Source organism: Pseudomonas sp. 382, assembly GCF_002759075.1.
Taxonomy (GTDB): Bacteria; Pseudomonadota; Gammaproteobacteria; order Pseudomonadales; family Pseudomonadaceae; genus Aquipseudomonas; species Aquipseudomonas vlassakiae.
Window position 1 is genome coordinate 1 of sequence record NZ_PEMX01000062.1, and the last position, 12,701, is coordinate 12,701.

Sequence of the window (12,701 nt, forward strand, 5' to 3'; positions counted from 1 at the left end):
AGATATTAGTCAGTACCTGATGGGCCACTACAACTGGCTCCGGCCCCATCAATTCAACAATGGACTGGCTCCGGCCAAAGCTGAAGAAAAACTCAAAACCGTGTCCGGAATGAGTTGACCACCACAAACTGGTATCCCCAAATTTCCTCATAGATCGTCGTCCGGCTCACGACGTTTCCTTGATGGCGAAGGAGCAATGTCAAAAGCCGGCAAGACGTGGCCTTGAGCGGAAAGTGAAGATCCTCGAATCTGACTGTCCGCGTGCTTGCATCCACGATGAGCTCACGCACGGGCGTCGTGAAAGCTCGCTGATCATCAGGACATCCTTGGAAGGAATCGCCTCCCACGCCTTTCTGGGAGCTTACGCTGGGCTCCAAAATAGCCATCTATCTATAGGTCAAGCAGCTTGGTTGAAGAGCAGGGGAACGCCACTTGCCTCACTCAATCGATGCATGTAATCGAGCACTTGATCTGGGAAATCAACAGCTCGAACGATGGAAAGCGAGCGCAATACGGGCCAAAGCGTCACATCGTTGATGCCGATTGTTGTTCTGTCCTTTACCAGCGGAACAAGGTCGTAGATCAGAGGTTGCAGTTCCGCCACCAGCTTGGATGTGGCTCCACGCAAAGCCTCCAGATCCCCGAAGGCTTGTTCCTCCCGCAGCCGGTACGCCTCTCTTGCCATTGGCGTGTTGATTTCTGCGAAGTCTGCCTGGACGAAGCGTGGTATGAATAGCTTGAGTGCCGTGGGCCAGGCTTCTTTGACCCAAGCGTCCAAGGTTGGGTCTTGCGGCGCCACCAGTACTGTCGGGCCGATGCCATCGAGATATCGCACGATATCTAGGCTTTCCCCCATATGGCTGCCGTCTTCCTTTTGCAAGATCGGCACAGCCTTTTTTCCAATCAGGCGCAGGGGTGTTTCTGCATCGCCCTCCATGATGACCTGAAGCATCACCGGGAGGCTCTTGAGTCCAACGATCATCCGAGCACGCGTGCAGAACGGGCAATGTTCGTAGATATACAGTTTCATCATTCAAATTTTATCCGGATTGCTACCGTTGGGCCTGGATGCTCAGAACTGTACAGAGCGTGTCAGTCCGCCATCCACGAGCAAGTTTGTGCCGGTGGTAAAGCTTGCAGCAGGGCTGGCCAGGAATACGACTGCTTTGGCTACTTCCTCGGGTGTAGCCATGCGGCCCAACGGGTTTTCAGCCAAGCATTTCGCGAAGGTCTCGGGCTGGTCGCGCTCTATATCACCCCATACGCCCTCAGGAAAATATACGTTTCCTGGGGAGACAGAGTTCACCCGAATACCTTCGCGCGCGTGGCGTGCAGAAAGCGTTTTACCGTAGTGCAGCAAGGCTGCTTTCAATACGCCGTATGGCTCGGCGAACATATCGACTTCGCGGCCCGATACGCTGGAAATTAGGACAACCGATGCGGCTTGCGATTCACGCAGGGCGGGCAAGGCGGCTTTGACCATCGTCGCACTTCCCAGCAAATCGGTATCGAAGGCTCGCCGCCATGTCTGCAAGTCATCTCCGCCAGCCAGAGCGCTCACGTTCGGCACGACGATATCGATTCCTCCAAGACGCTGCGCTGCATCTGTGACCCATGCCTGCACCTGGTCGGGCTGGGTGACATCAACGGCGGTACCGATGGCGTCATGACCGAGTGCTTGTTGCGTCGTTTGGACGCCTGCGGTACCCCGAGCACAGAAGGCCACCTTGGCGCCCTCATCGAGAAACAACTTGGCAATTGCCCGCCCGATACCCCTGGAAGCGCCGCTAACCAGTACGCGTTTACCTTGCAAGCCCAAATCCATGATCAAACTCCTCTGTGAACAGTGTCAAGACGGGGCCCAAGCGGGCCCCGTCAAGGCATTACTTACGCAGTTTGTATGCGATGATTTCGTCGCTGGTGCCGGTTTCCATGAAGGCGTGGCCAGACGCTGAAACGAGCACATACTGCTCACCATCAACCTCGTACGAGATCGGGTTGGCTTGGGCGCCCGCCGTCAACGTGTCTTCCCACAGCACCTTACCGGTAGCCGTGTCGATGGCACGGAACAAGTTGTCAGTTGCCGCGCCGACGAAGGTGAGTCCACCTGCGGTGACCACCGTTCCGCCATTGTTCGGCAAGCCGATATTCAGTGGCAGATGCGACGGGATGCCGAAAGGGCCGTTGCGACGCGCGGTACCCAGCGGCTCGTCCCATACGGTCTTCCCGGTATCCAGGCTGATTGCACGAATTCCACCATACGGTGGTGCCGAGCACGGTACGCCGGTGCCCCAGTTACGCCAACCCGCATTCACACTGATCGCGTAGGGTGCGTTGACCTGCGGATAGGTCGATGCCCCACCTTCGCCCTTGCCCGATTTGCTGCCAGCCTTGTTCAACGAGGTTTCATCAACCTTTGGTGCATAGATAGGTTTGAGCCCCATCTTGTCTGCCTGCTCACGCGGTATGAGCTGGTTGAGGTTAGGAATGTCGTTGTAATTGGCGATTAGCAGTCGTCGTACTGGGTCGATCGCGACCGAGCCCCAATCGGAGCCACCGTTGTAGCCCGGGTATTGAATCCACGGACGATCCACCGATGGTGGCGTCAGGTAGCCCTCGTAGTTGGCCTGGCGGAACTGGATGCGGCACATCAATTGATCAAGTGGTGAAAAACCCCACATGTCCGCTTCGGTTTTCGGGGCCTTACGCAGGGTGTGCCACTCGGAGGTAGGCTGGGTATCAGCTAGGAATTGGGGTTCAACGGAGCCGCCTTTTGGCGCTTTGACTTCACCAATCGGAACCAGAGGCTCGCCAGTTGCGCGATCCAGGATGTAGATGTCTCCCTGCTTCGTTGGCAGCAGCACTGCAGCCACTGGTTTTCCGTCTTTGCCAGGGAAATCAAGAAGTGTCGGCTGGCTGCCCAAATCATAATCCCACACATCGTGGCGGATGGTCTGGAAGTGCCACACGTCCTTCCCCGTCTTCACGTCGACGGCGACCAGTGAGGTCGAATACTTGTTTTCTGCCTCGCTACGGTTGGAGCCGTAGTAATCAATCGAGGAATTGCTGATCGGTAGGTAGACGTAGCCAAGCTGCTCATCGCCCACTGCAGCCGTCCACATATTCGGGGTGCCACGGGTGTATGTGCTGCCTTCGGCTGGGCCATGAACGTTTTGAGGGTTACCCAGATCCCAAGCCCAGGCCATTTTCCCGGTGATTGCGTCGTAGCCGCGGATCACCCCAGAAGGTGCATCCTCATCCTGACCGTCGCGAATTTGTGCTCCTGTGACCACTACGCCATTGACGATGGTAGGAGGGGCTGTAACCGCATACCAGCCGGGGACTTTTTTCCCCAGACCTTCCCAAAGATCCACAGTACCGTTCTGTCCGAAGTCCTTGCATGGCTCGCCTGTGCGCAGATCTACAGCTACCAGCCTCGCATCCAGTGTCGCTTCTACCACACGGTTGCGGCATTGTGCGGACTCAGGGATCTCTGGTGCGGTGTACACCGCCACGCCGCGGCATGCTGCTGCGTGAGGAATGGCCTGATCAGGTACTCCAGGGTCGTGACGCCAGTTTTCCTTGCCGGTTGCAGCATTGATCGAAATAAGGATGTTTTTGGCAGAGCACATCAGCAGGTCGTTGCCGACCTTGACCGGGGTTGTTTCAGGCGAGTAGCGACTGCCAGAGTTCGGCAAATCACGTGTGTGATACACAAATGCGCGCTCCAGGCGCCCGACGTTTTCCGGCGTAATCTGCTTGAGTGGGCTGAAGCGCTGAGCGTTGTGATCGCCGCCATAGAATGGCCAATCGCTGCCGACCTGCGGCATCTGCTGAGCTTGAGCGAACTGCGCCTGAAGCGCGCAAGAAACGGCGAGCGCCAGTGCGCTTCTGCATTTGACTGATTGGAACATGACAAACCTCTTTACGCAGCAGAGCGGGGGGCGCGACGCAGTGACGGCGACACGGCAAGGATCAACAACAGGATGACGGTGATTGCCACGAGACGTGGTACAAGCCCCCACCAGTTGAGTCCGACTTCCCATAAAGCCCAAATCAGCGTCAGGCCCCAGATCACGGCGAACAGGTACACGGCTGCAAATCGTTGCCTGCACAGCAGAACAGCGGTTACTACGCACCCCGCCCCGGTGAGGGCGTAATACCAGCTACCGCCCAAAGCCATCAGCCATACGCCTCCGCCAAAAAGGGCTATGCCAAATGCCCCCAGCGCCAGGGCTAACACGACGGTCGCCAGACGCCATTTCCCGCTTTGACCAGCCGAGGCCTGGCCGTTGCTACGGGATTCACCACTACGTTGATTCATGACGCTACTACTTCCTTCATTTGCTATTGATTCAGGCCATGGCCTGTTTGCCGGAGGCTGCAAAGCCGATCGGCCGACGCGTGCAGAACATCGAGAGGACTGAGCCGATCACAAGTAATGCGCCGACGACGACGAAGGCCAAGGCGAAGCTGCCAGAGCCGGCCACCACGTAGCCAGTCACGATGGGAGCGAGGAGACCGAACAGATTGCCGACTGCAGTGATAAAGCCAGCTGCAGTGCCGACATCGTCTTCCGAGCGCACCAGATCGTTGACCAGCGAGAGGTTCAGGGAAATCGCTGAGGCACAAGTGGCTAGCGAAAGCGTGATTACGAAAAGAATTGCCCAAGTATTGTCGATTGCAGGAACTAGGAAGATGACCGAAGACGCCAGCAGAACGCTGGCAACGACCATGCGCCTCTGTCCCGATTCTGCGGCCTCTGGGCGCATCACTTTGTCACTCAAGCGACCAATGACGATGGCAAGCACTGCAGCGCCCAGATACGGAATCGCGGTGTAGATACCGCTCGACATCACCGTCAGACCTTTCTCGGCTTGCAGATAGCTTGGCAACCAGGTCAGGAAGAAGTAGGTGGCATAGACCGCACATCCATGGGACAGGGCGATGGCCCACATGCTGCTTGAGCGAGCGAGGCCTTTCAGAGCAAGGGAAACAGTTCGAGCAGGGTCTGCGCTGGTGGAGATGCTGCCAGCGGCAATTTCTGCGCGTTCGGCATCCCCCAGCCACGGCGCTTTAGCGGGATGGCTGTACCACCTCAACCAGGCAGCCAGCCAGACGAAGCCCAATGCACCGGCCACGACAAATGCGATGCGCCAGCCGAATGTACTGATCAGCCAGCCGAAACCAATGGCACCAATGGCCGGCCCAACCAGGCTGCCGCTGTGGAAGACCGCTGTGGCCATGCCGCGTTCTTTAAGCGGCATCCATTCGCGAATCACCCGCGCACCGGCGGGGTAGGTGGTAGCTTCCCCCATGCCCATAATCAGCCTGCAGCTGAGCAACGAGATGAAACCAGTCGACAATGCAGTGCAAGCCGTTGCAACCGACCAAACACCGATCCCATAACCATTAACCTTCTTGGGGCCGAAGCGGCCCACCAGATAGCCCATGGGGATGAGAGCGAGAAAATAGAGCCACACGAACGATGAGAAGAGGTATCCCATCGCAACTGGCGAGATATCGAATTCTTCCTTGAGGACTTTGGATGCGACTGAGAGCGAGACCCGGTCGACGTAGTTGATTAAGGTCAGGGTGAAGAGAAACGCATAGATCCATACACGTTTTTTCTTCAGGAGACTGGTGCCTTTTTGCATCGCCATCACCTTTGTACTTATTGGGACGATCCAGAGGAGTAACGGGCTGTACGGCAAGAACCCGCTCAACGAGCCCAGGCAGAAGGGCGTTTAACGTGAGCGGGTACCACCGTATGGTCAGGGAATGGTCAGCCTAGCCAGCGCTGAATGTTGGCGACCATGACGTCTTTGGAGATGCCGTAGCGGTCGTGCAATGTCGGCAGTGCGCCTGCATCTAGGAACTGATCGGGCAGCGCAACGTGACGTATTTCAGGCTGTACGCGGGCCTGCAACAAGGCCATGGCGATGGCCTCACCCAGGCCGCCGATTTGAGTGTGGTTTTCCGCAATGACTACCAGGCGGCCTTCGCGTCGGCATTGCTCCAGGATGGTCTGGACATCGAGCGGCTTAATTGTCGGAACGTGCAAAACGGCGGTGTCCACTTTGTGCTTGGCCAATTCGTCTGCGACTTCCAGAGCACGCATTGTCATAAGGCCGGAGGAAATGACCAGCACATCGTTGCCATCTCGTAGGAGTTGGGCTTTACCGAGCTCGAAACGGTAATCGTACTCGTCGAGAATCAGCGGTACCCGCCCACGAGGCAGGCGCATATAGACTGGGCCGTCGTGCTCAGCGATCGCGGCCACGCACTGCTCGGTTTCCAGTGCATCGCAAGGATCGATAACCATCATCTGCGGAATCGCGCGCATCATCGCCAGATCCTCTGTAGCCTGATGGCTCGGCCCGTACCCAGTCGTCAAGCCGGGCAGCGCTGCGCAGATTTTGACGTTTAGGTTTTCCTCAGCGATGACTTGATGAATGAAGTCATAAGCGCGTCGGGTGGCAAATACCGCGTAGGTGGTGGCGAAAGGCACGAAGCCTTCCTTGGCCATGCCGCCGGCAGCAGCCATGAGCAACTGCTCAGCCATACCCATCTGCAGGAAACGCTCTGGATAGCGCTGGGCGAAAATGTGCAGGTCGGTGTACTTGGCCAGATCCGCCGTCATGCCGACAATACGCGGATTCTTCTGGCCTGCCTTGACCAGAGCGTGGCCAAACGGCGCCGAGGTGGTGCGCTGCCCCTCGCTTGCGATAGAGGCGATCATGGACGAAGTGGTGAGTTTTGGCTTTGTAGGAGTGGCGGCGGTCATTGTGGGCTCCTGGTCGCGTAAATCTCGTCGAGGTCTGTGAGTGCTTGCTGCCACTCCTCGGGCTCGACCCGGATGAAGTGGTTCTTGTCCCGCTGCTCCAGGAATGGCACACCCTTACCCATTAGGGTGTCGAACAGGATCACGCGAGGTTTGGCCCCCGTAAAACCGCGAGCGCTGTCGAACGCCTCGATCACCGCCTGCAGGTCGTTGCCGTCTACACGCTGTACATGCCAGCCAAACGCTGCCCATTTATCAACCAGGGGTTCGAACTGGAGAATTTCATGGGAAGGGCCATCGGCCTGTTGGCGATTGATGTCTATCAGGTTGATCAGGTTGCCCAACTGATGATGCGAGGCCGACATGGCCGCCTCCCATACCGCGCCCTCATCCAGTTCTCCGTCGGACATCGAGTTGTAGACGAAGGCATCGTTGCCCTTCATGCGCAGAGCAAGGGCTTGGCCTACAGCGATCGCCAAACCTTGACCGAGCGAGCCACCCGAGATCTCCATGCCGGGCGTATAGGTCGCCATCCCGGACATCGGCAGTCGGCTGTCGTCGGAGCCGTAGGTTTCAAGCTCTTCTTCTGGAAGAACTCCAGCCTCCAAGAGGGCGGCGTATAGAGCAATGGCGTAATGCCCGTGTGACAGAAGGAAGCGGTCACGGCCTTCCCATTCAGGGTCATCAGCTCGAATATTCATGGCGTGGCAGTAGGCAACAGCAAGCACGTCGGCCCAGCCCAATGCCTGGCCCACATAGCCCTGGCCTTGAACCTCTCCCATACGCAATGCGAAACGCCGAATACGCCAAGCGTGTTCCGACATCCGGGCCAAGTGCGGGTGGTGAATCTCGGTCATATTGTTCTCCATTGGTGACCAGCGATCCGGGATTACTGACGCAGCTTCTTCATCAGTCAGCATCTGAATTGAGTAATATCCTGATATTCGTGTAAAAATAATCGCGCGACAAAAGGTTTAAATTCGCCTAGTAATGAACAGGATTCATCAATGAAGTTTTTGAAACGGGTGCCTCTTCCTGGTCTTAGGGTTTTTGAAGCTGCGGGTCGCACCTGCTCATTTGTCGAGGCGGCAAGGGAGCTTGATCTCTCCCCGAGCGCGGTCAGCCATGCGATTCGCAAATTGGAAGCGGCCACTGGACTAACTCTCTTCTTGAGAAACACCCGCAACACGTCTCTGACGTCAGAAGGCGCCATGCTGCTGGAGCACATTCAGAGGGGGTTCGAAGAAATGAGTCGAGGCCTTGCGATCGCGACCAACGAGCCCGCGGTACCTCTGCGTCTGCATACCGCGCCCACATTCGCCAGCCAGTGGTTGGTGCCGCGGTTGGCGAGTTTTCTTGAAGACCATCCAGGCATTGATCTGCGCATCTCGGCGAGCACCGACTATGCGCTGTTTGATAACGATGATTTCGACCTAGATATCGTCTACGGCGAACCGAGATCGTCGCCTCACGAAAAGATGCCGTTGCGCATTGAGGAACTAACACCGCTGTGCAGCCCGGAGGTAGCCAAGCACCTTCGTACCCCCCAGGACTTGTATTCTCAGTTCCTGATCCAAAGCGATGGTCAGTCCATCCAGTGGAAAGGCTGGTTTGCAGCTAACGGCATGCAGCCGCCAAGTAGCTACGGGTTGGCGTTTGACAGGAGTTCTATGGGTATAGCTGCTGCGGCAGGAGGGCTGGGGGTAGTACTTGAGTCTGATCTGGTAGCCGAGCAGGAGTTAGCTAGCGGTCGCTTGGTCAGTCCGCTTCGCCACGTCAGCAATAGCGTTCGCTACGTGGGTCACTACCTGGTGCATCCACGCCGACCTACGCAGCCTCATGCAGTTTCACAGTTCAAGGAGTGGTTGTTCAAAGCGTTGTCTGCTCGCGCAAGTTGAGCTGCCGAAAGCCCAATGCCTGGCCGGAAACGGCGGTTTTGTTGTTCTGCTCGCCGTGCCGCATTTTTGCAGGCTTGCCGACATTGCACTCCACCGGTACCTGAGGGCTGGCGCATTGACGATATCGATGTAGAAGGCCTTCGCTTGCGATGCTATCAACCTACTGGTGAGGCACCGGAAGGTGATAGGGCGTAAGTTGATCGACCGCATCGAGTGGTGGCTGGAGTACAACCGTGGTCGAGACACACAGATTAATGGTCGTGTCAGCCCTGGCAACAATGCAGGGGGGCTGGCCAACGTACTGGAGAAGTCGCTGGGCGGTGCCAAGAAGGGCGGTAATGCACCTCTAATGGATGTTTACGAATACGCGTACCCGGTCAAAACTCGGGGCTTGGTGTTCATGGACACCCCTGGCTACGACCCGGTTTCAGCCACAGGCCAGATCGCTGGCGGCGCGAACATGATTGCGTTCACCACAGGCCGTGGCTCGTGCTTTGGCTCAGTGCCGGCACCTACTTTCAAACTTGCCAGCAATTCACCGATGTACAACCGCATGGCACACGCTACAACCGAGGCAACCATGCAAATCCGGCTACCCATGCAGGGGAAGGGCGAGAGTGGGAGCGTGACACCGATCTGGGCTACACCGTTCAGTCTGGCCCACTCAAAAACGTTAGCATGCTCTGGCGCAACGCCACGCTGCGCTCCAATTACCAGCGCGATATCGATGAGAACAGGTTGATCCTGACGTACACGCTGCCTTTGTTCTAGACGCCCTAGTCATGTGCGAGGAGTGGCCGCTAATCATTGGCGGTAAGGCCTGCAAGGAATTGTCGGCCTTTTTTTATTTTCACTAGGCGACGGACAGCCGGGAAATGGAGTTCCTGCACACGTGAGTGGCTCTGGTCTGGTATGAGGGGCTAGATCTGCAGGATAAGCGTCCAGTCAAATCATCTACCGAACCAGCTCTCAGCATGAGGGTGACTGCTTGCCGCCCATGCTGTAAGGTTCGCCACCCAAATCACCACAGCCTTCCAGTGGTGGCGATACAGCAAGGAGAGCGAACAATTAACATTTTCAAATCATCCATTCAAAACGTAGCTGCGGTCATAGGCCTCATCGCAGCAACGACAGTCGGGGGTTGCGTGATGATCCCTTACGACACGCCGGAATCAAAAGCCCAAATCCAGCGTGATCTGAAAATTGCACCATCGGATATTCAAGCCGTGTCGGAAACGAACTGGTGCCTATTCCCATATGGAAGCGATGCCAGCTGCAGAGTCACTCAAGGCCTGGGAGTGTTGACCAGCAAAGGCCTGATCCTCAGCCTCTACAAAAACCACACCTACGTTGAAACCGCACGCATCCTTCCGGAACAAGTGCAATGCGTGAAGACAGGTGGTGGTCGCACGGCAGTCGAACCGTTCGTTGTATTCACCCAAGACCAAGCGATCATGCTCGCCGTGATTACGCCTGGTGGAAAAATGAATGGGCCTGTGAAAATCAGTTTCTTCGACTATCTGACGAAGCCCGGGCAGCACGTCTTCACTGGAACAGACGGCGGATATGTGCGCAATTCGGGTCGAAAACAAACCGTAGGCGGACTGGTGTCAGGCACTGCTATCCCGTGGCATACAACAATCGACGTGACTGAGGTTTTTAACCCTTGTACGCAGGATCAGTAAGCTGAAACGACTAAAGGATTAGCCAAAGTCATTCATCCACTTGTGCGGAAAAAGTGCTCAATCTCACTGGTTTTATGCGCCCGCAACCACGTCAGTGTAATTTTGCGATACGTATAGATCATGCCCGTTCAAGCGGACAGGTCAATGGACGAATGGCCGGATCCGATGACATTTGCGGAAAAAAAGCCCGCTGCTAGGCGGGCAAGGGAAGCGTCTATCAGACGTAGGGATATGCGTATCTCAAGGAAGTGCTGACGCGCTTGCCGACGCAGAAGGCCAGTGAAATCGAACAACTGCTACCGCATCAATGGACGCCAGCCTAGCTAACCGAGATCAAGTATTTGCATACAAGGAAGCCTGCTCAATCTCATTTATTTGAACAGGCGCCTCGTTGATTCTAAGAACGGAAGCTAACTCCTGAAAGCATTCGAGTCAGCTTTGGCAGAAACGGATACGGTTACCGAACGGATCGTATACCTCCAAAAGCCTTCCCCATCCCTGTTCCACAATATCGGGTCGCCCGAAACCGTAGCGTTTGGTGATCAACTCGTCCCGAAATAGCTCAATGTTCTGCATGGGAACAAAGATGGTCGTTCCTGAGCTTGCGTCACCATGATGCTCAGAAAGGTGGACGTGCACTCCATCCCGGCTGAGCCCTAGGTAGAGGGGAAGATCCGCTTCGAAGCGATGCTCGAATTCGACACTGAAGCCCGGAAAATCGAGGTAAAACTCCCTCGCCTTCGCTTCATCAGAATCAGGCGTCCGATGATCACAGGTAGAACTCCAAGAACGAGCGATATTGCTCATCTTTTAAGTGCTTGCGTAAAGGGCACCACCCGTGAAAGTTTCCTTACTGATCGAAACCTGGGGACGGATTCTTGAACCGGGTGCTGTCTGACAAGGCGCTGGCGGGCAGCGCCGAGTGATATGCTTCGCCGCTTACCAAACAAGGAGAGTGGTAATGGAGTTGCGAGATCGGGGAAGACTCTGGCAGGCAGCGCCGGAGGGTCATGGGCAGTCCTTCGCGCCGCAGTTCTTGGCAGTCAATCGGCCGTCCCGGCTGATGAAGCGTCCGCAGCCGTGGCAATTGAGCGGCCGCTCCCAGGGCTTGGGCTGCTTTGTTGGCTGAGTGGGCAGAGCCGGCGGTGGGGTCTTAGCCCGAGCCGCCGGCAAATAGAGTTGCTACTCGACGATGCAGATCCACCGATGGTTTTGCCGGTATGGCGCTCTGGTAAATGCAACGTCTGTTACGAGTTTCATGCCGCGCTCTTGGAGAGCTTTGGTCAATTGAGCGAGTGTCTCTGCCTGGATAGTCATTGCTGTTACCTCGTCAGATTAACTGCGTTCATAATTCCTGACCGAGCAGGCAATTAGCTGATTCAATTTTTTTGACTGTTCTGAAGATGCATCGGGGTGTGATCTGGCAGGAGCCAATCCCTGCACCGACCGGTGTTCGTTCCACCCGATCTCGACTGACACCTGCTGACTCCAGTCGCCTACCGCTATCTGCACGGCGCCTGATCCCGCCAGCCTCAGGCTAATGGGCGCTTTGCGAGGTGATCTTTCATCACGGCCATTGCTAATTTCTTGGGTTCCGCTAACTTATACAAAACCTGTACAAATACGAGGTCTTGTACATGTATTGCCAGTGGCCTTTGACGCTGTACTTCGACGGCGCGTGCCCATTGTGCTCCAGGGAGGTGGCCTTCCTGCGCAGGCGCTCTACCGCAGCAAAGCTCATCCTGATCGATATCGATGGCGATGGCTTCGATCCCAGACCCTTGGGCCTGACGATTGAACAATTGAGATCGTGCTTGCACGCAAGGTTCGCGAACGATCAGTGGGTCACAGGCTTGGACGCAACCTTGTGGAGTTGGCGTGCTGCCGGTGTAGGAATCTGGGCAGCTCCACTGGCTTGGCGTCCGCTACGTCCTTTTCTTTCGGTTTTTTACAGATTGTTCTGTCTTTTGAGGCCTGGTTTGGCCTGGCTCCCTCATCCCGAGGGTGGGCAACGTTGCAAAGGTGAGGAATCCAAATGTCGCGTTCGCTAGCCGAGTCTTATCGTGAAATCCTTGTCGGCGTGGGTGAAGACCCGCAGCGAGAAGGCCTCTTGGATACGCCCCAACGTGCTGCTAAAGCGATGCAATACCTATGCAATGGCTACTCCCAGAGCCTGGATGAGATAGTCAATGGTGCTTTGTTCGAAAGTAAGCGGCCAGCAAACACACCTTCAGAATCTCAGCATTAAGGGCGATGGTGTCCACCTAAAAATACGTGGACACCATCGCCCTTATCGCAAGGATCACCATGCGCCAGCGCACCTCTTATCCAAAA

At 56.2% G+C, this 12,701-nt stretch carries 12 protein-coding genes and 5 pseudogenes; 8 read left to right on the top strand and 9 right to left on the bottom strand.

Annotated elements, in window-relative coordinates; genetic code table 11:
- On the top strand, positions 1-118 hold a 118-nt coding region (locus CQW31_RS29875), incomplete at its 5' end, for an IS3 family transposase (RefSeq protein WP_048377417.1).
- Here CQW31_RS29875 and CQW31_RS32330 read toward each other — a convergent pair.
- The 8 genes from CQW31_RS32330 to CQW31_RS29915 all read right to left on the bottom strand — a co-directional run bounded on the left by CQW31_RS32330 (position 93) and on the right by CQW31_RS29915 (position 7,641).
- Positions 93-386: a winged helix-turn-helix domain-containing protein gene (locus CQW31_RS32330; RefSeq protein ID WP_099816053.1), complete on the bottom strand. Its 294-nt coding sequence runs from the start codon at positions 384-386 to the stop codon at positions 93-95. The two genes, CQW31_RS29875 and CQW31_RS32330, sit on opposite strands and share 26 nt — an antisense overlap.
- An 11-nt stretch (positions 387-397) precedes the next feature.
- Positions 398-1,033 carry a glutaredoxin 2 gene (gene grxB / locus CQW31_RS29885; protein ID WP_212632621.1) on the bottom strand — a complete coding sequence of 212 codons (636 nt, stop codon included), beginning with the start codon at positions 1,031-1,033 and terminating at the stop codon, positions 398-400.
- Positions 1,034-1,072: 39 nt separating this feature from the next.
- Positions 1,073-1,825, bottom strand: a complete 753-nt coding sequence (locus CQW31_RS29890; protein WP_054885179.1) for an SDR family NAD(P)-dependent oxidoreductase — start codon at positions 1,823-1,825, stop codon at positions 1,073-1,075.
- A gap of 58 nt (positions 1,826-1,883) precedes the next feature.
- Positions 1,884-3,914: a pyrroloquinoline quinone-dependent dehydrogenase gene (locus CQW31_RS29895; RefSeq protein ID WP_054885178.1), complete on the bottom strand. Its 2,031-nt coding sequence runs from the start codon at positions 3,912-3,914 to the stop codon at positions 1,884-1,886.
- 11 nt (positions 3,915-3,925) lie between these two features.
- A complete protein-coding gene (locus tag CQW31_RS29900; protein ID WP_178075600.1) occupies positions 3,926-4,324 on the bottom strand; it encodes a glucose dehydrogenase in 399 nt (132 codons plus the stop codon).
- A gap of 31 nt (positions 4,325-4,355) precedes the next feature.
- Positions 4,356-5,657: an MFS transporter gene (locus tag CQW31_RS29905; RefSeq protein WP_099816054.1), complete on the bottom strand. Its 1,302-nt coding sequence runs from the start codon at positions 5,655-5,657 to the stop codon at positions 4,356-4,358.
- Positions 5,658-5,785: 128 nt separating this feature from the next.
- Positions 5,786-6,787, bottom strand: coding sequence for a transketolase family protein (locus tag CQW31_RS29910; protein ID WP_054885176.1), 1,002 nt, complete (start codon positions 6,785-6,787; stop codon positions 5,786-5,788).
- The gene (locus CQW31_RS29915; RefSeq protein ID WP_249342001.1) at positions 6,784-7,641 is read right to left on the bottom strand and encodes a transketolase; all 858 of its coding nucleotides are present in this window, start codon (positions 7,639-7,641) and stop codon (positions 6,784-6,786) included. The genes CQW31_RS29910 and CQW31_RS29915 overlap by 4 nt, the downstream gene beginning before the upstream one ends.
- 150 nt (positions 7,642-7,791) lie before the next feature.
- Between CQW31_RS29915 and CQW31_RS29920 the strand changes: the two genes are divergently transcribed.
- From CQW31_RS29920 to CQW31_RS29940, 5 genes and pseudogenes are all read left to right on the top strand, one after another.
- Complete coding sequence (locus CQW31_RS29920) at positions 7,792-8,682, top strand: LysR substrate-binding domain-containing protein (RefSeq protein WP_054885174.1); 891 nt, start codon at positions 7,792-7,794, stop codon at positions 8,680-8,682.
- Positions 8,683-8,863: 181 nt separating this feature from the next.
- Positions 8,864-9,184, top strand: a pseudogene (locus CQW31_RS29925) (altronate dehydratase); the annotation flags it as partial.
- Positions 9,185-9,240: 56 nt separating this feature from the next.
- Positions 9,241-9,453, top strand: a pseudogene (locus CQW31_RS29930) (OprD family outer membrane porin); the annotation flags it as partial.
- Between the two features lie 377 nt (positions 9,454-9,830).
- Complete coding sequence (locus CQW31_RS29935; RefSeq protein WP_178075601.1) at positions 9,831-10,367, top strand: hypothetical protein; 537 nt, start codon at positions 9,831-9,833, stop codon at positions 10,365-10,367.
- A 230-nt stretch (positions 10,368-10,597) separates the two neighbouring features.
- Positions 10,598-10,690: pseudogene (locus tag CQW31_RS29940) on the top strand (transposase domain-containing protein); the annotation flags it as partial.
- Positions 10,691-10,799: 109 nt separating this feature from the next.
- Here CQW31_RS29940 and CQW31_RS29945 read toward each other — a convergent pair.
- Positions 10,800-11,117, bottom strand: a pseudogene (locus CQW31_RS29945) (glyoxalase superfamily protein); the annotation flags it as partial.
- A gap of 887 nt (positions 11,118-12,004) precedes the next feature.
- Between CQW31_RS29945 and CQW31_RS29955 the strand changes: the two are divergent.
- Entirely contained in the window at positions 12,005-12,418 is a 414-nt protein-coding gene (locus CQW31_RS29955) for a thiol-disulfide oxidoreductase DCC family protein (RefSeq protein WP_082433551.1), read from the top strand.
- Positions 12,403-12,576: pseudogene (locus CQW31_RS29960) on the top strand (GTP cyclohydrolase I); the annotation flags it as partial. The gene CQW31_RS29955 and the pseudogene CQW31_RS29960, both read left to right, overlap by 16 nt.
- Between the last annotated feature and the right edge of the window lie 125 nt (positions 12,577-12,701).